This is a genomic window from Micromonospora sp. NPDC002411, from assembly GCF_053592955.1.
The window spans coordinates 1-23,705 of the sequence record NZ_JBSFBM010000007.1; the positions used below are offsets into that span (position 1 = coordinate 1).

Here is a 23,705-nt window from a genome sequence, read left to right on the forward strand (position 1 = left end):
AGCAGCAACTCCGGCAGGCGCTGACCGTACGACTGCCGGCCATCCTCGACTGGCTCGCCTTCCAGCAGGTCGACCTACGGCGCGGCGAGCCGCCTCCGCGCTCGCCGCGTCCGGGTGGACCTGGGTGAGCACCAGCAACTCGACGGCCCGGTCGGGATGCGCCGGATCCTTCCCGTAAGCGGCAGCCAGGTGCAGCACCAGGTTCGCGTGCGTCCACAGCACCGAGGTGAGCTCGGCCAGCGGCGCGAAGAACCCGGCCAGCGCGGCTGTCGCCCCACCCGCGCCCGCCGAGCGGACGAACCGCCGGGTGGCCAACCGGGCCAGGCCGTCCGCCGACGCGTCCGGATACCGGTTCCGCAGCCGAGTGGCCCACTCGGCCGCGCCGGGCCCGAGCGCCCGCACCGCGGCAAGAGCCAACAGCTCCGGAGCGAACCCCGGGTGGTCGAGCGCGCGCGTGGCCACCGCCCGCAGTTCCGATTCCGGGGTGCGCCCCGAAGCCGGCACCGCCTGCTGCTCGGCGGGACGTTCCGGTGTCGACTGCTGCTCGACTTCGGCCTTCTTCGGCGTGGTGCTCTTTCGGGGGGCCGCCGCCCGCTTGGCGGGGGTCGCGGCGCGCTTGGCCGGTGCCGGTGTGGTCGGCGTCACCTCGGTGGCCGTCTCCGTCGACTTCCTGGTGGCTGCCTTGCGGACGGGAGTGGTCCGGGCCTTCGGAGCCTGGTCCTCCTCCGGCGCTTGGTCCTTCGCTGTCCGGGCCTTGGGTGTCGTGACCTTGGGTGTCGCGCTGCCGTCCGGGTCGGCGCTCGGCGGCGTTGGCTGCTTCTCGTGCGCCTCGGCGGTCGGTGGCGCTGGCTTCTCGGCGTTCGCGTCGCTGGGCGTGGCGGAGGCATCGCTGGTCAGCTCGGTCGGAGCGCGCCTCGGCCGCGGGGGTAGGGCACGGTCCGGCTCCGGTGGCTGGAAGAGCACCGGTGGGGCAGCCTTGGCCTGTCGAGGACGCTGACCCGCCGGAGGCGTAGCCGGCGGTGTCGTCTCCGCGGACGGCTCGGCGGGCGGGACGGGCTGCTCGGCGGCGACCGGCGGCGTGAAGGTGGCCCGTGGGGAGCGTCGACGCGCCCTCTCAGCAGGCTCTCGACGGGTCGGCTCGCTCGGCGGCTGCTCCTGCATATCGATGGAGCGTAGTCCTGATCACCCCGTCGCACAGCGCGAAAACACGGGGGCGCGCGGTCTCGGTGGGCGTACCCCGGAAGTCGTTTTGCTCCCGGTGGGTGGCGACCTGTATCCTCGGGCGCGGTGGTCTGCAGGGCCACCAGGGAGACTTCGCCTAGTCTGGTCTATGGCGCCGCACTGCTAATGCGGTTGGGGTCTTAAAGCCCCTCCCGGGTTCGAATCCCGGAGTCTCCGCGCGAAAGCCGGGTGTGTACACTGGCTGAGCACGAGCGCCCGTAGCTCAATGGATAGAGCATCTGACTACGGATCAGAAGGTTAGGGGTTCGAGTCCCTTCGGGCGCACAGAGTTGTTAAACAGGGTGGATAGCCAGTCGGCTATCCACCCTGTTTCATGTGAGCCATGTGCGAGTCATACCTGTGGCATACGTTCTCGGACTCACACGCCAGGGGTCACTACAGCGACACCGCTACCTACGCCTGCACTGCCGGCGCCCAGGAGAAGATGGCGTTGGTCGTCGTGGCGCACGGGTAGAGGATCAGGTCGGAACCGTTCGACGTCGTGCTGCCCTGCACGTTGAGGCACTTCGCGGGGTTCAGCCGGCTCTTGAACTGGTAGAAGTCGAACCCGCCGATTGTTACCAGCGCCTGAGCTGCCGAAGGCAGCTCCACCAGGTGAATGGTCGTTCAAATCCGACGACATATTGATCGGTCGACGCATCCTGTCCGTTGTCGAAAGGGAGTGGGCGCGGGTGCGCCCACCGGAGACGGAGGAATCGAATGCCGAACACATCGCGCTCCAGGGTCCGCGCGCTCGCTGTCGTCGGCCTGGTCGGCGTCCTGGCCGCGATCGGCGGGGTGACGAATCAGGCGTCCGCCGCCGAGGTCGCCGTACCGGCGGTGAGCGCCGACACCAGCCGGGCCGACACACCGCGCATCGCCTCGACGATCAGGCCGCCAGCGGGATCTCGCCCCGTCGGTGCGTACGTCGTCACCCGCGGAACGCAGACCTACACGTGCGCTGGCGGCCTGTTCACCGGCGCGTCCGTGCCGGAGGCCCAGCTGTTCGGTACCGGCGGGCGTGTCCACCACTTCAAGGGCCCCAGCTGGCAGTCCGAGCGGGACGGTTCGTTGATCACGGCGAAGAAGACCGCGGAGAGCCCGCGTCCGGGGACGATCCCCGAGCTGTTGCTGACCGTCGACGCGCACACCGGCAAGGGCATCCTCAGCAACGTCGCGTACATCAGCCGCCTGCTGACCTCGGGTGGTGTCGCCCCGGCCGGCCCCTGCACCGACGGCGCGACCGCTGCCGTGCCGTACGGCGCGGTCTACGTCTTCTGGGCCGCGAAGGGGTAACGCCCTCCTCCACGGCGGCCGGGCGGACGCCGGCGTGCCATGGTCTGGTGTCGATGTTAGCGCCAACGTGCACCGTCCCGAACCGCTCTACGGGGTGGTGGCCTGCCGTTGCTCACGAGCGACGGATCGCGTCACGGGAAGTGTCGTGTCATCCATCGATGTTCCCAGCACGTTACGTCTTGACGAACGCCATGTTATCGCTCACAGTCGATGCCTAAGGACGGCGACACGACGGCTTGCCGGGCGGGCCTGCTTCGTCGACCTCGAATCAGGCGTGCACCAGGGCATGTAGGCGGCTTGTTAGCGCTAACTCCTCCGACGCATGCGCCCGGGCACGTGTTGCGGTGTGCCCATCTCGGGCGGACCGTTCGGCACTTGGTCACTGAAGGAGGATCATGTCTGCCCTTGATAGGTCTCCATCGATCGCGCCGCCGCGGCGGCGATGGTGGTTGCCCCGCCTCCTCGCCGCTGGCGCGGCGGCGGTGATGGTCGGTGGTGCCGCCGTGGCGGTGGTGCAGTCACCCGCCGCTGCCGCGACTGTCGACACGAGCGCGTGGTACGTGTTGGTCAACCGCAACAGCGGTAAGGCCCTGGACGTCTACAACCTGGCCACGAACGACGGTGCCCGGATCACGCAGTGGGCCCGCAACAACGGCAACCAGCAGCAGTGGCAGTTCGTGGACTCCGGTGGTGGTTACTACCGGCTGAAGTCGCGGCTGTCGAACAAGGTGCTCGACGTCTACCAGCGTTCGACCGCCAACGGTGCCGCGATCGTGCAGTGGGCGGACAACAACGGCACCAACCAGCAGTTCCGGCTGGCCGACTCGGACAGCGGCTACGTGCGGTTGATCAACCGCAACAGCAACCGGGTCATGGAGGTGCAGGGCGCCTCGACCGCCGACGGCGGAAACATCGTGCAGTACGACGACTGGAACGGCACCAACCAGCAGTGGCAGCTCGTCCGCGTCGACGGCGGGAGCAACCCACCCCCCACCACCACGCCGCCGCCCACCGGCACGTGTGACCTTCCCTCGACGTACCGGTGGTCGTCGACGGGTGCGTTGGCGCAGCCGAGGTCCGGGTGGGTGTCGCTGAAGGACTTCACCGTCGCGCCGTACAACGGCCAGCAGCTCGTCTACGCCACCACGCACGACTTCGGGTCGAGCTGGGGTTCGATGAACTTCGGGTTGTTCTCGAACTACTCACAGATGGGCTCGGCCAGCCAGAACGCGATGAACTCGGGAACCGTCGCGCCGTCGCTGTTCTACTTCGCGCCGCGCAACATCTGGGTGCTGGCGTACCAGTGGGGTGGGCCGGCGTTCTCGTACCGGACCTCCAGTGACCCGACCAACCCGAACGGGTGGTCCTCGCCGCAGACGCTGTTCAGTGGGAGCATCACGGGTTCGGGTACGGGGCCGATCGATCAGGCGGTGATCGGCGACGACCAGAACATGTATCTGTTCTTCGCCGGGGACAACGGCAAGATCTATCGGGCGAGCATGCCGATCGGGAACTTCCCGGGCAGCTTCGGGTCGAACTACACGACGATCATGAGTGACACGACGAACAACCTGTTCGAGGCTGTTCAGGTCTACAAGCTCCAGGGTCTGAACAAGTACCTGATGATCGTCGAGGCGATCGGCTCGACGGGCCGCTACTTCCGCTCGTTCACGGCCACCAGCCTGGGTGGTACGTGGACGCCGCAGGCCGCGTCCCAGAGCAACCCGTTCGCCGGCAAGGTCAACAGCGGTGCCACCTGGACCAACGACATCAGCCACGGTGAGCTGCTGCGGACCAACGCCGACCAGACGATGACCGTCAACGCGTGCAACCTGCAACTGCTCTACCAGGGTCGTTCCCCCAGCTCCGACGGCGTCGACTACGGGCTGCTGCCGTACCGGCCGGGTCTGCTGACCCTGCAACGCTGAGCCGGGTCTGGTGACCCTGCGACGCTGATCCATGGAAGGTGGGCCCGCGACGGACAATCCCGTCGCGGGCCCGTCCACGAAACGACCAGTTGGGGGCGGTGCTGCCACCCGATCGTCACCCCCGGTGGATTAGCGATCGTGGATAGAATCGGGCCGTGGCTCGTGAATACGACACCCAGCTCATCGAGTCGGTCGCGGTCCGCCGTGCCCGAATGCGTGAGCTGCTGCTGTGGGGCAGGCAGCGCCGCGTCCGGGCCACCGGTGACGGGTTCCGCTGGTTGCGGATCGGGCTCGTGTTGGCGGCCGTGGCCTGCGCGGGGTGTGTGGGCTGGTCCTTCCTCAAGGGCGTGATCGCCGACCAGCAGAAGGCCCGCAATCCACCACCGGCCCAGTCGGAGGGGGCGCGATGACCCAGACGCAGCCTTCCGCCGCCGCAGGCCAACTCAGCCGGGTGACCCTGGCCGGGGCACGCCGTCGCATCGACCTCGTGCTGCCGGCCGACGAGCCGCTGGGCCTGCTGCTGCCCGAGATCGTCGCCATGGTCGGGCACCAGCCGGTGGACGATTCCCGTGGCTACCAGATCAGCACCCTCGACGGCACAGTGCTCGATCCGGCCGGCAGCCTGCGACAGGCGGCCGTCCCCGATGGCGCGATGCTGCGGGTCGACCCGATCTCCGAAGCGCCACCGGCGGCGATCGTGCACGACGTCGCCGACGAGGTCGGCGACGACCTTGCCCGGCGCCACGGACGATGGGGGCTCGCCCCACGAATGTGGACCGCCACCGCCGTCTGCCTGGTCGCCGCCAGCCTGGCGGCGGTGCTCGCCGCCCCCCAACTCGGGCCCGTGGCGGTCAGCATCGTCGGGGGCGTGGTCGCGTTGACCGGCCTTCTCGTCGGGCTGGTGGGCAGGCGGGCCGTCGGGATCGCGGTCCTGCTCAGCGGTGCCGCGATGACGATGGCCATGGTGCCCGGGCTGACGAGCGGGGGCACACTGCGATGGGCGCTCTGGGCCGTCGGCGTCGGCTGCATCGTGCTCGCCGTGGGTGCGGTGACCGGCAACCGCCGTGCTGGCGTCCTCGGTGGCGGCACACTGCTGACCCTGGTGGCCGGTTGGGGCGTACCCCTGGCGTTCGCCGTGCCCGCCGAGCGCGTCGCGGCGGTGCTGACGATCGTGTCCGTGGGAATGCTGGGGCTGCTGCCCCGGATCGCGATGATCGCGTCCGGGCTCACCCGCCTCGACGACCGGCGGAGCAACGACGAGTTGGTGAGCCGCGTAGCGGTGTTGGCCGCAGTCGACGCCGCGCACCGTGGGCTGGCCGTGGCGGCGCTGGCGACGGCTACGTCGGCGGCGCTCGGCGGCCTCGTCCTGGCCGCCGCAGCGGGCTCCTGGGCTCTGGTGTTGGCAGCGCTGGTGGCCGCCGCTCTGCTGCTGCGGATGCGGGCGTTCCCGCTGACCGTCGAGGTTGTGGGGCTGGTGGCTGCCGCGCTGGTGATCGCGGGCGGCCTGCTGACGCGCTGGGCACGGGATGCGCCCGGCATGTGGTGGGGCCCGGCGCTCGTGGCGCTGGCCTTCTGCGCGGTGACTCTCGTGATCCTGGCCTACCGGCCGCCGCCGCACGCTCTGGCCCGAGCCCGGCAATACGCCGACCGCGTCGAGGCGCTGACAGTGATGGCACTGGTCCCCGTTGCGGTCGGAGTGTTCGGGCTCTACTCGCGACTACTCAACACGTTCTGATTGAGGCGGTGGCATGAGTGCTCCACCGGTTCCCGGGCCGACCCATTCCGGGGGGCACGGACCGCACCCACCACAGCGGCGGGTGAGGGGAGGCTCGACCACCCCGGCGTCGGCACCGGCCCGACCGGCTCCGACACCTCGGACGCCCGGCGAGCTGGCGAGGTCGGAGGGGGACGACCTGTCACTCGTGCGGCGCATCCTTCCCGGCGACCCGGCACTGCGGCGACTCTGGCGCACCGCCAGCCGCATGTTCACAAGTGGCCGGGCAACCCGTGAGCTTGCCGACCTCGCGGCCGAGGTGCAGGTGCCGGTTCACACCGGCCGGCGCATCGCGGTTGCCTCCGTACACGGTGGAGCGGGAAAGACCACGGTGGCCGCGGTGTTGGCGTCGGTCTTCGCGACGCGGCGAGCGGATCCGGTGCTCGTCGCCGACGCCGACCCATACGAGGGCTCGCTGACCTGGCGGCTCGGCGCGCCGGGCGAGCCGCCCCTGGAGCGGTTGGCGCCCGACCTGATAGCGGCCCGGGGCGGCGACCTCCACGCGCTTGAGCCGCTCCTTCCGCGTACCGGAACGGGTTTGTGGGTGTTGCCGAGCGGCACCTCGAACCCGACGCTGTGCAGCGAGGTGACGCGGGCGCTGTCGCGGCTCTTCGCTGTCGCCGTCGTCGACTGTCCGCCCGGCCTGGAGTCCCGTACCGCGGCGGCGGCCATGGCCGACGCCCATTCGGTGGTGCTCGTCGCCGCAGGGACGCCGGACGGGGTCCGGGCCACCTACCAGGCGCTGCGCCGGATCGTCGACGGCGGGTACGGGGCGTGGCTGGCACGGGTGGTGGTCGTCCTGAGCACCAGTAACCCCGCCGGGCGCACCGCGCTCCTCGGCGACGCTGCCCGCGAGCTGATCGAAAACACCGGCGTACCGGTGGTGGTGTTGCCCTACGACCGTCACCTGGCGGCCGGCGCGCTCATCACACCGTCGCGGATCGGCGAGGCGACGCTCGTCGAGGCGACCCGCGCGGCCGGCCTCGCGCTGGCCACGGCCCGGCGAATGTGACCGGAGGACGCCCTGATGTCGACGCGTATGGTGCACCGCCCAACCCGGGTCGCAAGGCCGGCGTCCACCATGGAACCACTGGTGCTGGACGCGCCACCCCAGCTCCCCGACGGCCGATCCGCGGTGGGGCTCCAGGCGCTGCTGCCGATGGCCGGCGCGGGCGTGGCGATGAGCATGATGATGTTCATGCGCGGCTCCGGCTTCGCGGCGTTGGGCGCGGTCGTCATGGTCGTCGCGCTGGCCGCAGCCGGGGCGATGTACCTCACCCAGCTCGGTAAGGCCGGCCGGCAGCGCCGGGTGCAGCGCGAGCGGTACCAGGACTACCTGGAAGAGCTACGCGAACAGCTCCGCGAGGACGAGCAGCGCCTCCAGGAACAGGCGACGGTGCTGGACCCGCCGGTCGGCCGGCTGCTCGACGTGATCCGTAGCCCGGCGCGCCTGTGGGAGCGCCGTCGCGCCGACATCGACTTCCTGCGGGTACGGGTGGGCATGGGCGCGCTACCCGTCCGGCCGATCCAACTGCGCGAACAGAGCACACCGACGAACCCGCTCGATCCCTTCATGCGTCACGAGGCGCAGTCGCTGATGCGCCGCTTCGAACTGACGCCGGGGCTGCCGCTCCGGGTCGACCTGGACTGCGCCGGCGATGTCAGCGTGATCTCGCCGGACCGCGACGAGGTGGTCGCCCTCGCCAGCGCGATCCTCGTCCAGGTGGCCGCGTTCCACGCCCCGGACGACGTGACGCTCGCGATCGTCACCACGCCGGAGCGGGCGACGACCTGGGGGTGGGCGCGGTGGCTGCCGCACCTGCTCGACCGCGCCTCGATCGGCCCAAGCGGCCCGACCCCGCTGCTGGTCACCGCCCCCGAGACACTCGCCGAACTCCTCGCCGGGGATCTGGAGGAGCGGGCCACGAGCGCGCTCAAGTCGTTCCGCCACAACGCCGGACGGGCCGAGGCCCGTACGCGGTCGCGGCTGCTGGTCATCGACGACGCCCACGGGCAGGTGGCCCGTGCGCTGGCCAGCCCCGACCAGTTCGTGGGTCTCGGGAGCCTCGGAGTCACAGTGGTCCACCTGCTCGCCGACCGGCTGCACGAGCCCGGTGACATCTCCCGGCGGATCACCATCGACGGCGGTTCGCTCGTGCTGGAGGATCTCGCCGCGTCACCGCCGATGACAGTGGTCGGCGCTGTCGACGAGGTGCCGGTGCCCCTGGTGGAGGGCCTCGCCCGGGGGATCGCACCGCTGCGACTGTCGGCCGACTCGTACGACGACGGCACGGGCACCCCGCCGGCCGACTTCCAGGACCTGCTGGGGTTGTCCGATCCCACGAACCTGGACCTGGCCACGCTGTGGCGGCCGAGGGGGGAGCGTGACTTCCTGCGCGTACCGATCGGTGTCGACCCGGTGGGACGCCCGGTGTTGCTCGACCTGAAGGAATCCGCGCAGCTCGGCATGGGCCCGCACGGGCTGTGTGTCGGCGCCACCGGGTCGGGCAAGAGCGAACTGCTGCGGACGCTCGTCCTCGCCCTGGCCGCGAGCCACCCGCCCGAACGGTTGGCGATGGTGCTCGTCGACTACAAGGGTGGTGCGACGTTTGCACCGTTCGCCGAGATGCCGCACGTGTCCGGGCTGATCACCAACCTGGTCGCCGACGCCGCGCTGGTGGAACGGATGTACACAAGCCTCGACGGCGAGGTGCAGCGCCGCCAGCAGTTGCTGGCCGACGCGGGCAAGGTCACCGACATCGTCGAGTATCACCTGCTGCGCGCGGTGCAGGGCGAGCGCAGCATCCTGCCCCCGCTGCCGCACCTGCTCGTGCTCATCGACGAGTTCGGCGAACTGCTCGCCGCCAAGTCGGAGTTCATCGACCTGTTCCTCCGGATCGGGCGGATCGGCAGGTCCATCGGGGTGCACCTGCTGCTGTCGAGCCAACGGGTCGAGCAGGGCAAGATGCGCGGCCTGGAAAATTACCTGGCCTACCGCCTCGGGCTGCGCACCCTCACCGAGATGGAGTCCCGCACCGTTCTCGACACTGTCGACGCGTTCCAGCTGCCTCCGTTGCCCGGCAACGGGTACTTGAAGGTCGACGTCTCGATCTACCAGCGGTTCAAGGCCGCCTACGTGTCCGGCCCGCTCACCGACGGCGCCGACGCCGAACTCGCCCCGATCGTCGGCCCGCTGGCGAAGCCGATGCCGGTGTTCGGGACCGTCCGCAGGGACACCGACGACGTCCCCGAGGAGCCGAAGGCGACCAGGCGCACCACCGGCCCGACGCTGCTCTCGACGGTGGTCGAGCAGATGGCCACGAGTGACCAGCGGGTTCAGGCGATCTGGCTGCCGCCGTTGCCGGCCGCCCTCACCCTCGACCAGGTGGCCGGGGGGATCCGCAGCACCCCCGAGGGGCTCCGGCTGGACATCGCCGGGCAGTCCGAAACCGGGCTGCGGGTACCACTCGGACGCCTCGACGACCCGGCCCGTCAGTGGCAGGGTCCCTGGCTGGTCGACCTGGCCAGCAGCGGTGGCAACGCACTCGTGCTCGGTGGCCCCGGCACCGGCAAGACGACAGCGCTGCGCACCCTGGCGCTGGGTCTGGCCACGACCTACCGTCCGACCGACGTCGGCATCTACTGCATCGACCTGCTCGGCAACGGACTGTCGGGCCTGGTCGGGTTGCCCCACGTCGGCGGCGTCGCCGGTCGGGAGGACCGGGAGCGCATCCGCCGCACCGTCGACGAGGTGCACGCCATGCTCGCGCAACGCCAGCGGATCTACACCCAGCACCAGTTCGACACCATCGACGACCTCCGCGCCGCCGACGAACGCGTACGCGCGGAGGTCGGCTGTGTCGACGTGGTGCTGCTGATCGACGGGTACGGCCAGCTCAACACCGAGTTCGAAAGCCTCGAATCCAAGGTGCACGACCTGCTCGCCAGAGGCGGCCGCTACGGCATCCACGTGATCGGCACCGCCCGGCGGTGGAACGAGGTTCGCGCCGCCCAGCAGGTCGCCTTCGCCAACCGCATCGAGCTGCGGCTCACCGAGCCCGCCGAGTCCAGCATCGACGGCAGGCTGGCCCGGGGCATCCCGTCAGACCAGGCCGGCCGGGCGCTGACCAGCGGCAAGCTGTTCGCCCAGATCGCCCTGCCGCGCCTCGACGGTCAGCCGGATCCGGCGAACGCCGGCCTGGTCGCCGCGGCCGAATCGGTACGGGGATCGTGGTCGGGCCCGCTGCCACCACCCGTGCGGGTGCTCCCCGCGGTGCTCCCGCTGGCCGACCTCGCCGACACGCCGGCCGGGCACGGCGTGGTGCCCTTCGGCCGGTTCGAGAGCGACTTCACCCCCGCCGTGCTCGACCTCTTCGGTCAAGACCAGCACTTCCTCGTCCTCGGCGACCCCCGTACCGGTAAGACGAACCTGTTGCGGCTCGTGGCCGAGGAGTTGATGGGGCAGTACACCTCCGACGAGCTGGTGTTCGCCGTGTTCGATCCACGGCGAGGGCTCGCCGACGTGGTGCCCGAGACCTACCTCGGTGGTTACGCCACCAACGCGACGCTCGCCCAGCAGTTGTCGGCAGCGGTGTGCAAGGAACTCGCGACGCGGCAGCCGTCCGATTCGGCGCGGCCACGGATCGTGCTGCTCATCGACGACTACGACATCCTCGCCGCGTCGGCCAGCCAACCGCTCGGCGCGTTCGTCCCCTACGTGGCGGCCGCGCGCGACACCGGGCTGCACGTCGTGATGACACGCCGGGTGGCCGGCGCCTCGCGCGGCCTGTTCGAGCCGTTCCCACTGGCCGTGCGCGAGGCCGGTTGTCTGAGCCTGCTCATGTCCGGTGACCGCACGGAGGGGCAACTGTTCACGGGGGTCCGACCAACGGTCCTGCCGGTGGGGCGCGGCCAGCTCATCCGCCCAGGTCACCCCCCACGCATGACGCAGACCGCGTACCTCGGCGAGACCAAGGAGCACTGATGACGTACGACACGGTGGCCCTGTGCCGCTCAGAGCCCGACGCCGCCACGATGATCGGCGCCCTGGTCGCGGTTGGTTCCGACTTCAAAATGGACACTGTGGACTCGGCCGGGTTGGTGCAGTTGTTCGACCCTGCCGACGGTCGGTTGTTGCTGACCGTCGAGACCGCGCGGCTGGTACAGGTGCCGGGGGAGGCGGAACGGTTGCTCGGTGTCACGCTGGACGACTCCTTCGCCGGCAGGGTCTGGTGGGTGGAGAGCCGGGCGCCAGACGGCGACCCGCAGGCCGCCGAGCTGACCCGCAACTTCACCACCGCGCTGGTATCGATAACGGGAGGACTGACATGGGCGAACCGATGACCGGCGCGACCGACACGATCACCGACCGAGCCGTCGTCCTGCACCAGAACCGCGCGGTGGTCGGCCTCTCGCCCTGGCTCGCCGAAGCGGCCGTCGACGCGGTCCGCAACGGGCTACTGCTCCAACTCGTCACGCCGGCCGACGGCTCCATCACGTACCCGCTCGAAGTGATGCTGGCGCAGGCACAGGGGCAGTGGGTGGTGCGCGCCGGCGACCAGTACCGCGACGGGCTCACCGGGTTGCCCCTGCACTGGGACGGCCGATGCTTCTCGGCGTCCAACGGGTCGCCTGCCGGTGGTCCGCTGCCGACCGCCGTACCCTGGTCCGGCGGTCTGGAGATCCAGATCGTCACGCTGCACCCGGCCACCGAGGCCCTGGACCTCGGCGCCAGCACCGAGGCCGCCGTTCGCGCCCTCACCGGCAACGATCCGGTCGGGTGGGGCGTCGCCGAGCCGGTCACCGAGCGGTGGTCGCGCCGCGAGCTCACCTCGTTCTGCCGTACGCGGGCACCGGCACCATCCAGCGTGGCGATCGTCGGCGGAAGGCAACGTTCGGCGCTGCTCGGGGTCCTGACGGTCGAGCGGGTCGACGTCGGCGTCCGCGAACAGCTCCGACTCGCCGGCCCTCCGCTGTCGGAGGTCGACGAGGAGACGGTCGAGGCACTCGCCGAGAAGTTGGCGACGACAGTGCGCAGCATGATCGTGACCGTGCACCCAGGCCGCTCCGGCGGGCTACGGTCCAGCACGCCGAGCCTCCCCGCCCTGCCGCTGGGCATCCTGGTCGGCCGTCAGGAACAGGCGCTTGACTCCGAGCCGGAGATGGTCCCGGGTCGGGCGCTCGGCCGGGGTGCCCGACGCGCGTGGTGGTACAGGGTGGACAGAGGGCCGGGCGCCCCGTACGAGAACCTCACTGCGGTGTTGCGCAGGTACGGCCTGAGCACCGCCGGCCAGGGCGCCGGCTGACCGCCCCACGGGTGCGCCGGACGGCAGCGACCCCTGCCGTCCGGCATCGGGTGTTCAGCCCTGCACGACGTGGCTTCCGATCGGAGTGCCGTCCTCGGCCCAGCGCTGGCGGCTCAGCATCTTGCCCTGTTCGTCGAACTCGACACGGGTCGCGGGGCTGCCGTTGCGGTGCCCCTCCTCGTGGACGCCGACAGCCATGCCGTAGTGGGCGGTGCCCTCAGCCTTACGCTCGCCGGTCGGGTACCACTCGGCGGAGAGGCCGTCCTCGATACCCTTGAAGTGCGTGTTGAGAGCGATGATCTGACCCTGCGGCGAGCGCTCGACCACCTCGCCGGTGAACAGCTCGCCCTGGTAGGTCACCCGAAGGTCGTCCTCGGTCGCGACGTCGTCGTAGTCGACTCGCACAGTGCTTACTCCGGGATGAACTGGCTGCCAGGGTGGCCATGTTCGTGCATGCAGCGCGGCTAGGTCTAAGCGATTGCGGACGGCCTCCGCAGCCCTGAGGCCACGAAGGCCCTCCGAGGCTATGGGCCTTCCTCGGTCAGATTCCCCTGATCGTCCCAACGCTTTCGGCTTGCCGGCAAGTTGTGGTCGCCGAAAACAGTACATTCGGCGAGCTGACCATTCTTGTGCCACCGCCGCCATTCCCCGACGTTGCGACCGTAGTCGCGTACGCCTTCCTGCTTTTTTTGGCCATTCGAATACCAGATGATCTGAGGTCCGTGGGGAACGCCGTCGAAGTAGGTGGCGAGCTCGACAATGTTTCCCTCGGGGCCCATGGCTGCCACCTCGCCGGTGAACGGTTCATCACCGTGCATCACCCGAAGGTCGTCACCGACGTAGGTCTCTTTCTCGTCAACGCGCATCAGTCACTCCACGGAGGCTCGAACGTATCCATGCGCCGGTAGTCGCCAGGCGGGAACTGGTAGCGACCGGTGTAGCTCGGAACGCCCCGGAGTATACTGTTGCAGTTTCCGCAGGCTGGAGCCGGGTCGCCGGGCGAATGGTGACGTGCGTCGTCCAGCCAACGTGGGTCGAAACGCATTTCATCGAGGACGTCCCGGCCCAGTGGCGGTGGCTCTGAATCCGGTCCGTGTTCGCGTCTCCATTGCTCATCGTGCAATCGTTGACGCTCCCAAAGTAGCTCATTGGTCGCCTTGACCTCGGCGTGACGTAGCGGATTGTCGAAGTGCGCCCGCCCATCCAGCACCGCGTCCTTGAACACGATATCGCCCGCCTCGTTCCGGACTGCCTTGCCGGTCACCGGATCGAGGACCGGCGTCTGCGCGGCTTCGGTCTCCGATCGCATGACCGGGTGTTTCCACTCCGCCATGTCCAGGTAGTTGTCGCGTAGTAACGGATGCAGATTCTTCGGCGCGATCAGGTCAAGATCCGTTCCATTGACGCCTTCGGCGATCTTGCCTGTGCGGAGATCGATGGCGGTGGCGGAAACTGGGCCCTCGCCTCGTTCGCGCCCCGGGACATGTACGTCAGTTGCACGCTGCCGTGACAGGTCTTCCATGTAATCCCGGACGGGCTTTCCATCGATTTCGGTAATAATGCCGTCTCGAGTCGTCACTCGGCTGGTGTCATTTACGTCGATTTCATCGACGATGGAGCCCCGGCTCGGGTCTCGCGCGTATTCCGGATCCGTCACCTTGGGAGCAGGGCCCGGGTCCTCGGGTTCGGGGAAGTTCGGTGGGTTCTCCACACGCTGGTCACCCGCTGACGGCGGCTTGTAATCTCCCGCGTTGTCGGGCTCGGGCTGTCCACCCGACACGGGCTCGTCGTCCGCAGTCCTGTCGCCGCGTTCGTCGCCGGCCTTCTCTGCGGGCTTGTCGTCCGGATCGACGTCAGAATCCGAGTCGTTGCTGCCATCGTTGCGGGGGCCGTCGTCGGCATCCACGTCTTTGCCCGGGGTGGTGTCGTCCGGGACGTTGCCCGGGGTGGTGTCGTCCGGGACGTTGCCCGGGGTGGTGTCGTCCGGGACGTTGCCCGGGGTGCTGTCCTCCGGCAGGTTCCTGGCAGCTGGTGGGGTCTCTTCGGGAAGGTTCCTAGTGGGTGGGGTGTCGCCAGGGAGGTTGTTGCCGGCGGGGTTGTTGCCGCCGTCCATGTTCATGGTGTTGGGGGTGCGGTCGCCCGGCATCTCGACGTCGAAGCCGCGTGTGGTGGGCACGTCGCCCGCTATCGAGGGCACCAGCCCGAGCTGCGGAATCTGGATGTCGAACTTCTTGGCGAAGTTGATGGCGACCTCGCCCACGGTGGGGAGGTTGTCGAGCCAGTTGCCCGCACGGACCAGCCCGGCGCCGATGCGGGCGGCGGTCGCGCTGCCCCGGACGCTGTTGACGGCTGCGCCGGCGCCGCGCAGGCCGGAGCCGGCGCCCTTGGTGCCGACGACGGCGGAGACGATGTTGAAGGCGGCGAGGCCTCCGGCTCGGGATTTGTCCTCGCTCCACATGTCGTAGGCGATGATGCTCTTGCCCGCGTTGAGCAGGAGGTTGCCGGCTTCGCGCTTCTCCATGAACGGCATGCCGACGGTCTGGTCGATCACGATGGTGACCGGGTTGATGTAGATGGAGACCGCCCAGACGAACTTGCCGAGGCCCAACCATGACTGGCCGGCGGTGCCCCAGCTCCATTCGCCGGTGGTCGGGTCACGGCCGATCAGCCCACCGAGGTCTTCGAGCATGGTGACGAAGCCTTCACCGATGCCGCCGAAGAACGCGCCGACGTCACCGAGGAAGCCCCGGTCGTGTTCCTCGGTGCTGCCCCAGGGCAGCGCCCCGTCCTCACCGGCTGCCGCGTTGAGGGTGTTGGCGTCGAACCCGTACTCGCCGTCTTCGGCTTTGCCGTCGGCGTTGTCGGCCCGGTACTGGCGGCCACCGTAGAGGGCGTTGATGGTGTTGGCGCACTTGCGTTGCGCTTCGAAGAACGCGGCGACCTGCGTGTTCACCGCAGAGATCAGCCCGTTGTGCTTGTCGACCTTGCCTTCGTCCTCGCGCCAGTCCTCGTCGCCGTTGGTGGAGGCCACGAACTGTTCGGCTTGACCCTTGAGCGCGGCGAGTTGGGCCTTGATCTCCTTGACCTCGCTGGCGTACGTGGCCAGGGCGGTGCCGACGGCCTGGACGTCCTCGCCGACCGACGCTGACACGGTGCGGATCGGGCCGGAGGCAGCGAACAACTGCGCCGCCTCCGGCGCCTCGTAGACCGCAGCCAGCCCCTGCCAGGTGGTGTCGACCGCCTGGCCGGTGTTGGCGAAGTCGACGCCGGTGGTCTTGATCGTCTGTGCGTGGGTGGCCAACAACTCCATGTTGCCCGGGATCTGCGGGATCTCACCCGGATTGATCATCGTGGCACCGCCTGACGGCCCGGGCCCGGCATCGTGGCCGACGGGTCGGGTGCCGCCGAGGCGCTGCGCTGCGCGTTGGCTGCCATGTCCAGATCGCCCTGGACGTAGGCGTTCGTCGCCTGCGCCGCCGCATTCATGCACGCCCCCGTGCGAGTGAACACGAACTCAAGGTCCTTACGGATCGACTCCACGAAGCCCTGAAGCGCCTGCCCGACGATCTCCGAACTCGACTGGACGGCAGAACCCTCCAATGCCGAGTTGAAGTTCTTCATCTGCCCCTCGAACGGGGCGGCCGCGGCATGCGTGCGATTCAGGACATCACGCACTCCACCGGGGGAGATATCCCAGGCGCTCACGCTAGTGCTCCCTCGTCAACACTGGTAAGTAAAAGCCCGGCTCAGCCGATGGACTGCACCGCCGTGCGCGCCTTGGCCAACGTGGTCGTCGCCGTGTCGTCGTTCTTCACCATGGTGGTCTTGACCAGATCGATGATCGTGCGCACCTCACTCGCGGCGCGGTTCCACCGATCCTCGACCGTCCGGTACTCCTCCGAGACACCATCGGCCTGGAAGTCCGCCATCGCCGCCGAGACATCGGCGCTGCGTTGCGAGATCACCGCCTCCAACCGGGCGATGATCCCGGCGAGGTCACCCTGAACCTGCTGCGAGGTGCTCACGTCAAAACTGCGTCGGTCCGTGCTCATAACCTGCCCACTCCCCCCGGGATCAGCGGCTGCTCGAGAACCTGGCGGCGTCGAAGTTGGCGGTCCCCGCCGCCGACGACGCGTTGTCGGCCATCTCGGTGTCACCCTGACCGAACGCGGAATCCATTCCGCCCTGACCGCCGAGAATCGCACCCAACGCAGAATTCAACGCAGCGGTGATCGAATCAGCGTTGGCCTTGAACGAGTCGAAAGCCACCCGGCCCGCACCGTTGAAGTTGCCCTGCAACGGCTCGGCCGCGGCAATCAACTGCTTGATCAGACTCCCGAGATCATCTGACGACCCCTGAGTCTGCTTCGTGAGGCTGCCGAGAGTCTGCGCCCCCATGTCGAACTTCATGCCGCTCCCTCCCCGAGCCGGGATGAATAACGTTCGCGGTCAATGCTACGACACCTCTGCAACCCAGGCGGGTATGCACCGGGGACGATAGATCAATTTGGCGGTTGCTCAAGTCCCAGAAATGACAGCGCCCAATGGGGAGGCGCGCCCTGACCTACTCGCTCGGTGTGCCGCTGACGCAGGTGAGCACGCGGCCCTTGCCGCGAACGACGCTCGACCTGGTTCTCGCGAAGCCGTGAGCTTGGAGCAGCGACTCGGTAGCGGTGAGATTCGCGGTGGCGTGTGCGGCGCTGGGCCGCTCGCCGAAGACGTAGAGCTGCCCACCGGGCGCGAGCAGGCTCCGCACCCGGTCGACGTGCTGGGTCGCGTCGCCCAACCAGAAAAGACTGACGTTCACCGCGAAAATCGTGGTGAAGCGGTGGGCGGCGAGGTCGGCCGACTCGAATCCGGCACATCGGATCTCGGCCCTACCTGCGTCGATGTGGCGCTTGTTCCGTTCGACGGCGAGTCGCACCATCGTCGCCGAGCGATCGACGGCGATGATCCGGCCGGTCCTGAGCTGGTCGGCGATCAGGGAGACGGCTGCTCCTCGACCGCAACCGATCTCCAACACCTGATCGTCGGGTGCGACGGCCATCGTCTGGACCGCCCAGCGTTGTCGGTGCGCTGCGCTCTCTCGCACCGGTTCCTCCAACGAGGGGGCATCGTCACCGCTGGTGGAAGCCGGACGGCGGTTCGGCAGAGCGTGCGTCCCATCCTCACTCGTGGTGTTTGCTCTGCTCACGCATCTGATTCCACCCTGCCGGACGGTTCCGCGCACCGTGTCCTCGGTCACCGGTGGCGGGATAACGCCGTTCAGTGCGCGGGCACCGGTGCGATGTCCGGAAGATCGTCCGCCAGGGCCGGGACGTGCTTCGGAGCGCCGGCGTTCACCATGACCGCCGACACCAGAGCTGCCGCGACCACGAACCCGACGGCGACCCAGTAGGCGACCGAGTAGCCGTGCATGAGCGACTCGTTCCGGGCCCCGGGGCCACCGTGCGAGACCAGGTAGGTGGCGGCCGAACTGGTCGCGATGGTGTTCAGCAGTGCCGTGCCGATCGAGCCGCCGACCTGCTGCGAGGAGCTGATCATCGCGGAGGCGACACCGGCGTCCCGTGGCTCGACACCGTGGGTGGAGATGCTCATCGCGGGCATGAACGCGGTGCCGATGCCGAGCCCGATCACCGCTTCGGCGAACGCGATCTCCAGGAAGCCGCTGTCCGCGCGGAGCAGGGCGAGCAACACGAGGCCGACCGCGGTGACGAGGTAACCACCGACCATGATCGGCCGAGGGGCCATCCGGTGCGCGAGTCTTGCACCGATCTGCGTGGCTCCGACCGCCTGCGGCACCGCCATCGGCATGAAGGCCAGACCAGCCATGACTGGCGACCATCCCTTGACCTGCTGGAAGTAGTAGCTCAGCAGGAGGAACATCCCGAACATGCTGACGATGGCAAGACCAACCGAGAGGTACGCGGCGGCGCGGTTGCGTTCGGTCAGGACGCGCAGCGGCAGCAGCGGAGACGTGACCCGGGTCTGCACCACGACGAAGGTCGCCAGCAGCAGCACGCCAGCGGTGAACGACCCGATCGTCACGCCCGCCGACCAACCGTGGCTCTCGGCGACACCGAATCCGTAGACCAGGCCGACGAGCCCGAGGCTTGCCAGCAGGACGCCGGGGATGTCGAGACGGGCGCGGTGCCGCTCGCTGTCGTCGTGGACGGTGCGACTGGCGCCGAGGATCCCGATGACCGCGATCGGAACGAGCACGAACATCGCGAAACGCCAGTTCAGATATTGAGTGAGCAGGCCGCCGACGATCAGGCCGACCGCCCCACCGGCGATCGAGACCGCGCTGAACACGCCGAACGCCTTCGCGCGTTCCCTCGGTTGGGTGAAGGACAGGGAGAGCAACGAGAGTGCGGCTGGCGCGAGCAGGGCCGCGAACACGCCTTGCAGCGCTCGGGCGGTCAACAGCATCGCGGCGTTGGCGGCCAAACCGCCGATGGCCGAGGCGATGGCGAAACCGCCAAGTGCGATCAGGAAGATGCGCTTGCGCCCGACCATGTCGCCGATCCGGCCACCGACCAGCAGCAGGCCGCCGAAGGCCAGACCGTACGCGGTGACCACCCACTGCCTGCTCCCGTCCGTGAAGTGCAACGCCTGCTGGGCGGAGGGAAGCGCGATGTTCATGACGGCGCCGTCGAGCACCACCATCAGTTGGGCGATGGAGATGAACAGCAGGGCTCTCCATCGCTGCGACTGTGAAGCGGCGTGACGTGTAGGCATGACTGTCCCTTAAGAGTTATTTGAAGGTATTCGAACGACGCACCAAAGCTAACTATTTTATGGAACGATTACCAAAGAATGTGCCTGCGGTTACGGCCGCACGGCGGTCGGCGCGGGCCCCGGTGTCGAGGGTGACAGCCGGTTTGGCCGGATTCTAGAAGGCTCGACTCCGGCCTTGTGAGGACTGTTACTTTGTCGACCGTTCCAGAAATGACTAGCGTTCCCTCGCGAAGCCCTGCGGACTGCCGGGGCTCAACACATCGAGTGAAGGCGAAGCGGAATGTCCGGACGGTTGGATTCGAAGGTGCTGGTCGTGACCGGCGGTACGCAGGGCATGGGCCTGGCGTTCGCGCAGCGGGCGGCCAAAGAGGGTGCCCACGTCGTCATCGGCGCCCGGGACAAGGACCGGGGCGAGGAGGCGGCCGCGCAGATCAGGAGCGCGGGCAGCAGCGCCCTGTTCGTGCCGACCGACGTGACGGTCGAGGAGGAGATGGCGCGGCTCGTCGGCACCGCGGTGTCGGAGTTCGGGCGGTTGGACGGCGCGTTCAACAACGCCGGCGGCGGCCCGATGGCCAGCGTTCGCGCGACCGAGAGCGAGGACTGGCACCTGTCGCTCGCCCTCAACCTGACGAGCGTGTTCTACGGCCTCAAGTACGAGCTGCCGGCAATCATCGCCTCCGGCGGTGGCGCGATCGTCAACAACGCCTCCGTCTCCGGCGTGAAGGGTGACGGGACCCAGGCCGCCTACAACGCGGCGAAGCACGGCGTCATCGGGCTGACCCGCTCGGCGGCCCACGATGTGGCGCGCTCCGGTGTACGGGTCAACGCCCTGGTCACCGGCCTGATCGACACGCCGCTCTGGCAGGGCGTCGTCAACCAGGCCCCGGAGATTGCTGAGCGCTACCTGTCGGCGCAGCCGACCGGGCGGGCCGGCACCTCCGACGAGGTCGCCGCGCTCACCACGTTCCTGCTCAGCGACGAGGCCACCTTCATCAGCGGTGCGTCCATCGCCATCGACGGTGCCCTCACCGCTTGAGGCGCCGAAGGTCGCTCCGGGGCGGTGGCTCGAGCGGCCACCGCCCCGGACCAGGCAGTGCGTCAGACGATCCGGTAGGCCCGCTGGATCGTCTGCGTGACCGTGTTGCCGGCGGTGTCGGTGGCGGTCAGCCGCAGCGACACGAATCCGGCCCGTCGCGGGTGGCTGATCAACGCGAGGTTCCGGAGCACCGGCAACGCGACCCACGTGCGGCCGTCGTCGAACGACGCGGACACCCCGAGCGTGCGGTTGGCCGCCGCCTTCGAGTCAGCCTGCCGGTCCAGCGTCACCGGAATCGTCATGATCCGGCCCGCCCGGGCCGTGTTGGTGTCGTCGAGCACGGGCATCGGCCGGACCGTCGTCAGTGGCAGCCGCTGTGGCGACGCCGTGTACGCCGAGGTGAAGGTCCAGGCCACCGAGACCGACGTCGACAGGGTGTCCGGGGCGCCCCGGGTGGTGGTCGCCTCGAGACGGTAGGCGGCCTTGGCGGCGGGTACCGCGAACTCCGCCCACGGGCTGTCCGAGGTGCCGATCTCCTTACCGTCGCGCAGCAGGCGGATCTGCATCGGCCGGTCGTCGCGGCTCGCCGGGCGGCCCATGGCGTCGCCGAACAGGGGCAGCGCCGCGACCGAGATGGTGTCACCGTCGCGGCCGGCGTACCCCAGGGGTGCGAGGGCCGGGGCCTGGGCCACGGTGGGACCGAAGGGCGCCGCGTTCCAGGTCTGGGTGTACGACCTCCCCGCCTTGAAGGTCGACTCCTGGAGGGTGCTGTTGTCCCCCTCGACGAGGGTGGACGTCCAGGTGATGCCGCCGTCGGTGTTGTAGTACTCGGTGCCGTGGAACGGCAGGTCGACCGGAGTCCTCGAACCGATCGGGCCGGAGCCGCCGGGTGCCGAGGCGCGGTGGAACCGGGTGGCCGTCGTCGTGGTGGACTGGCTGCGGTAGGTCGTCCGGACGGTGGCGAGGTTCTTCGGTGACAGCTTCCTGGCCAGGCCCGTGAACATGTCGCCCTGCCGGACGTACGCCAGGTCGTAGGTGTAGGGACTGTTCCGGAAGGTGCCGTCCGGGCCCGGCCGAGCGAGCCCGACGCCCAGTGTGGCGGTGAACTCGGGTGCGGTGACGGCCGGTCCGATCCGGCCGAAGAAGACGTCCGCGAAGGACGCCCCGCTGAGTTGCACGCCCGGATAGCGGAAGCCGTCGTCCCAGTTGGCGCTCACGTTGATCGAGGTGGCTGCGGCGTCGCGCTCGGGCACGGTCACCGCTACCGGCTTGGCGCTCCGTGCGTCGACCGCCTCGGTGACCGGACCACGGACGTCCAGCACCGGCTGGACGAGCATGGTCGAGACGGCACCCTCGTGGATGGTGCTGTACAGCGCGTAGCGGCCCTTGGGAAGCCGGAGGGTGCCGCCACCCGGGGTCGCGGCGAGGGTGCTGAACTCTCCGGTGGTCAGGTTCGCCGCCACCGTCGTGTACTCCGTGGCGGGCTTGCCGTTCCGGCCGGTGTGGTCGAGTCGTACGTCGTAGCTCTCGATCTCGCGGTTGAGCACGAAGGGCGTCCGTACCCGCAGGTCGCCGGCGCCGGTCGCGGTCAGCGCCCCCTGGTAGACGCCGTCCGGGGCGTCCACCCGGGTGTCCACGGTGATCGTCGCCTCGGCGCGGCCACCGGCCGGTACCACGAGCGTGGCCGGGCTGACGGTGAGCATGCCGGCCGGAGCGGGGGCGACGGCCAGGGTCAACGTGACCGGGGCGCTTCCCGTGTTGCGGTAGCCGACGACCTGGGTGAGCGGGGTGTCGTCGGCGTGCGGCCAGCGTTGGACGGGGAAATCGATGGCGGCGACGTCGGCGGCGACCGGCTGGGCGACAGCCCGCGCGATGTCGACACGGCCGGCGCCCTGCTCGTAGATGGTGTCCTCGCCGGTCGGCTTGGCCGAGTCCATGAGGGCGGCCTTGAGCTGTGGGCCGGTCCAGTCCGGGTGCTGCCCGGCGAGGATGGCGGCGGTTCCGGCCACGTGCGGGGTCGCCATCGACGTACCCGACATGGTGGCGTAGTCGCCGCCGGGGGCGGCGGCCACGATGTCGACGCCGGGCGCGCTGATCTCGGGCTTGATGTGGTTGTCGCCGACGCGCGGACCCCGGCTGGAGAAGTAGGCCCGCTGGTCGTCGGCGTCGACGGCGGCGACGGCGAGGGCGTCGTCGGCGGAGGCCGGCGAAGAGATGGACTTCGGCTTGCCCTCGTTGCCGGCCGCCACCACGAAGAGGGTGCCGTGGCGGTGGCTCAGTTCCTGGACCGCGGTCTCCAGCGGGTCGAGACCGGGTGCGTCGGTGCCGCCCACGCTCAGGTTGACCACCCGTGCCTGCGGCGCGAGCCACTGCATGCCGGTGATGATGTCCGAGTCCTGGCATTCCGTGGTGGCGCAGACCTTGCCGACCAGCAGCTTCGCTCCCGGTGCCACACCTCGGTACCTGCCGCCGGACGCGGCACCACTGCCGACGATCGTCGACGCCACGTGGGTGCCGTGGCCGACCGCGTCGCTCGGGTCGTTCCCGCCGGTGAAGTCCCGGACCTCGGTGAGGTGCCCGGCGAAGTCGGGGTGGTCGGCGTCGATCCCGGTGTCCAGCACGCCGACGGTGACGCCGGTTCCGTCGAATCCTGCCTGCCAGGCAGTCGGTGCGCCGATCTGCGGCACGCTGCGATCGAGGGAGACCTTGCGCTTGCCGTCCAGCCAGACGTGGGTCACTCCGGCGGCGAGGGTGCGCGCGGAGGTCGTACCTCGGGTGAGCGAGGTCCAGAGCGTGACCCGGTCGTCGCGGTCCGCCCGGACCGCGAGCGCGTGCGCGGCCGGCAAATCGGCCCGGACCCGCCCGTCACCCTCGGCGGTGGCGGTCCGCGCCTGCGCCGGCCTGTCCTCGGGGTACGCGACCAGCAGCGGCAATTCGGCTGCCCGGTCGTCGTAGCCGAATTCGCCGAGCGCGGTGAGGTCGAACAGTCGCCGGTCGAGCCGGCCGTCGCGCAGCAGTGGCATCGCGTCGACCGGGACGACGTACTGGTGGCCGTCCTCCCGGCTGCTCACGAAACGCATCCCGGCCCGCCCAGGTCCTCGCTGGATCTCCGGGTGACCTGTCGCGTCCAGCGACACCCGGTCGCCGGTGATCAGGGTGAACGTCCCGGAAGTGCCGGAGACCGCAGCGGTCGGCTGCTCCTGCGCGCTCGCCGGTTGGGCCGTCAGGCCCGCCGTGACCAGCACGGTCGCGAGTACGCCGGCTGTCAGGGCGCGTCGTTGCCGTCGTCGCACATCGTCCTCTCCGCCACGGGCCTCTCCCGGGGCGGCACGATGACGTCTGGCCCGGTCGTCAGGTTGATCACTGCGGTGTGACGCTGGTCACAAAATCCCCCCGCGCTGCTC

Annotated in this window: 20 protein-coding genes and 2 tRNA genes; 11 read left to right on the forward strand and 11 right to left on the reverse strand. The window is 69.4% G+C overall.

From position 1 onward, the window contains the following. Positions 1-1,161 (reverse strand): hypothetical protein (locus ACWCO3_RS01940; protein WP_450007990.1); only part of this gene is annotated, 1,161 nt, incomplete at its 3' end. 146 nt (positions 1,162-1,307) lie between these two features. On the opposite strand from ACWCO3_RS01940, the gene ACWCO3_RS01945 reads away from it, so the two are divergent. Both ACWCO3_RS01945 and ACWCO3_RS01950 read left to right on the forward strand, forming a co-directional pair. After that, positions 1,308-1,398 (forward strand) — tRNA-Ser (locus tag ACWCO3_RS01945). A 35-nt stretch (positions 1,399-1,433) separates the two neighbouring features. Then, a tRNA-Arg gene (locus tag ACWCO3_RS01950) sits at positions 1,434-1,506 on the forward strand. A gap of 129 nt (positions 1,507-1,635) precedes the next feature. Here ACWCO3_RS01950 and ACWCO3_RS01955 read toward each other — a convergent pair. Next, complete coding sequence (locus ACWCO3_RS01955; protein WP_358050386.1) at positions 1,636-1,833, reverse strand: hypothetical protein; 198 nt, start codon at positions 1,831-1,833, stop codon at positions 1,636-1,638. A gap of 108 nt (positions 1,834-1,941) precedes the next feature. Between ACWCO3_RS01955 and ACWCO3_RS01960 the strand changes: the two genes are divergently transcribed. The 8 genes from ACWCO3_RS01960 to ACWCO3_RS01995 all read left to right on the forward strand — a co-directional run bounded on the left by ACWCO3_RS01960 (position 1,942) and on the right by ACWCO3_RS01995 (position 12,524). After that, positions 1,942-2,517 carry a DUF3455 domain-containing protein gene (locus tag ACWCO3_RS01960; RefSeq protein WP_357937185.1) on the forward strand — a complete coding sequence of 192 codons (576 nt, stop codon included), beginning with the start codon at positions 1,942-1,944 and terminating at the stop codon, positions 2,515-2,517. A gap of 395 nt (positions 2,518-2,912) precedes the next feature. Continuing rightward, positions 2,913-4,445: a non-reducing end alpha-L-arabinofuranosidase family hydrolase gene (locus tag ACWCO3_RS01965; protein ID WP_450007993.1), complete on the forward strand. Its 1,533-nt coding sequence runs from the start codon at positions 2,913-2,915 to the stop codon at positions 4,443-4,445. A gap of 155 nt (positions 4,446-4,600) precedes the next feature. Then, positions 4,601-4,855, forward strand: coding sequence for a hypothetical protein (locus tag ACWCO3_RS01970; RefSeq protein ID WP_145778468.1), 255 nt, complete (start codon positions 4,601-4,603; stop codon positions 4,853-4,855). After that, on the forward strand, positions 4,852-6,180 hold the full coding sequence (gene eccD / locus ACWCO3_RS01975) for a type VII secretion integral membrane protein EccD (protein ID WP_450007996.1): 1,329 nt from the start codon (positions 4,852-4,854) through the stop codon (positions 6,178-6,180). Before ACWCO3_RS01970 ends, eccD begins: the two co-directional genes overlap by 4 nt. Positions 6,181-6,367: 187 nt before the next feature. Further along, positions 6,368-7,231 carry a MinD/ParA family ATP-binding protein gene (locus tag ACWCO3_RS01980; protein ID WP_450007997.1) on the forward strand — a complete coding sequence of 288 codons (864 nt, stop codon included), beginning with the start codon at positions 6,368-6,370 and terminating at the stop codon, positions 7,229-7,231. 15 nt (positions 7,232-7,246) lie between these two features. Continuing rightward, positions 7,247-11,203: a type VII secretion protein EccCa gene (gene eccCa / locus ACWCO3_RS01985; RefSeq protein WP_450007999.1), complete on the forward strand. Its 3,957-nt coding sequence runs from the start codon at positions 7,247-7,249 to the stop codon at positions 11,201-11,203. After that, positions 11,203-11,562: a hypothetical protein gene (locus ACWCO3_RS01990; RefSeq protein ID WP_450008001.1), complete on the forward strand. Its 360-nt coding sequence runs from the start codon at positions 11,203-11,205 to the stop codon at positions 11,560-11,562. Before eccCa ends, ACWCO3_RS01990 begins: the two co-directional genes overlap by 1 nt. Next, entirely contained in the window at positions 11,547-12,524 is a 978-nt protein-coding gene (locus tag ACWCO3_RS01995) for a DUF6177 family protein (protein WP_145778472.1), read from the forward strand. Before ACWCO3_RS01990 ends, ACWCO3_RS01995 begins: the two co-directional genes overlap by 16 nt. A 54-nt stretch (positions 12,525-12,578) precedes the next feature. Here ACWCO3_RS01995 and ACWCO3_RS02000 read toward each other — a convergent pair whose 3' ends face one another. The 8 genes from ACWCO3_RS02000 to ACWCO3_RS02035 form a co-directional block, all read right to left on the reverse strand. Beyond that, entirely contained in the window at positions 12,579-12,929 is a 351-nt protein-coding gene (locus ACWCO3_RS02000; protein WP_450008004.1) for a toxin-antitoxin system YwqK family antitoxin, read from the reverse strand. 119 nt (positions 12,930-13,048) lie between these two features. Continuing rightward, positions 13,049-13,390, reverse strand: coding sequence for a toxin-antitoxin system YwqK family antitoxin (locus ACWCO3_RS02005; RefSeq protein WP_145778474.1), 342 nt, complete (start codon positions 13,388-13,390; stop codon positions 13,049-13,051). Continuing rightward, a complete protein-coding gene (locus tag ACWCO3_RS02010) occupies positions 13,390-15,873 on the reverse strand; it encodes a hypothetical protein (protein ID WP_450008007.1) in 2,484 nt (827 codons plus the stop codon). Before ACWCO3_RS02010 ends, ACWCO3_RS02005 begins: the two co-directional genes overlap by 1 nt. Continuing rightward, a complete protein-coding gene (locus tag ACWCO3_RS02015; RefSeq protein ID WP_145778476.1) occupies positions 15,870-16,229 on the reverse strand; it encodes a DUF6507 family protein in 360 nt (119 codons plus the stop codon). Before ACWCO3_RS02015 ends, ACWCO3_RS02010 begins: the two co-directional genes overlap by 4 nt. A gap of 41 nt (positions 16,230-16,270) precedes the next feature. Beyond that, positions 16,271-16,576 carry a pore-forming ESAT-6 family protein gene (locus ACWCO3_RS02020; RefSeq protein WP_145778477.1) on the reverse strand — a complete coding sequence of 102 codons (306 nt, stop codon included), beginning with the start codon at positions 16,574-16,576 and terminating at the stop codon, positions 16,271-16,273. Between the two features lie 22 nt (positions 16,577-16,598). After that, complete coding sequence (locus ACWCO3_RS02025) at positions 16,599-16,934, reverse strand: hypothetical protein (protein WP_145778478.1); 336 nt, start codon at positions 16,932-16,934, stop codon at positions 16,599-16,601. Between the two features lie 154 nt (positions 16,935-17,088). Next, positions 17,089-17,616 carry a class I SAM-dependent methyltransferase gene (locus ACWCO3_RS02030; protein WP_450008010.1) on the reverse strand — a complete coding sequence of 176 codons (528 nt, stop codon included), beginning with the start codon at positions 17,614-17,616 and terminating at the stop codon, positions 17,089-17,091. A gap of 173 nt (positions 17,617-17,789) precedes the next feature. Next, entirely contained in the window at positions 17,790-19,265 is a 1,476-nt protein-coding gene (locus ACWCO3_RS02035) for an MFS transporter (RefSeq protein WP_357937179.1), read from the reverse strand. Positions 19,266-19,545: 280 nt separating this feature from the next. On the opposite strand from ACWCO3_RS02035, the gene ACWCO3_RS02040 reads away from it, so the two are divergent. Further along, on the forward strand, positions 19,546-20,301 hold the full coding sequence (locus ACWCO3_RS02040; protein ID WP_145778481.1) for an SDR family NAD(P)-dependent oxidoreductase: 756 nt from the start codon (positions 19,546-19,548) through the stop codon (positions 20,299-20,301). A 62-nt stretch (positions 20,302-20,363) separates the two neighbouring features. Here the strand turns inward: ACWCO3_RS02040 and ACWCO3_RS02045 are convergent, their stop codons facing one another. Continuing rightward, positions 20,364-23,594: a S8 family peptidase gene (locus ACWCO3_RS02045; protein WP_450008013.1), complete on the reverse strand. Its 3,231-nt coding sequence runs from the start codon at positions 23,592-23,594 to the stop codon at positions 20,364-20,366. Between the last annotated feature and the right edge of the window lie 111 nt (positions 23,595-23,705).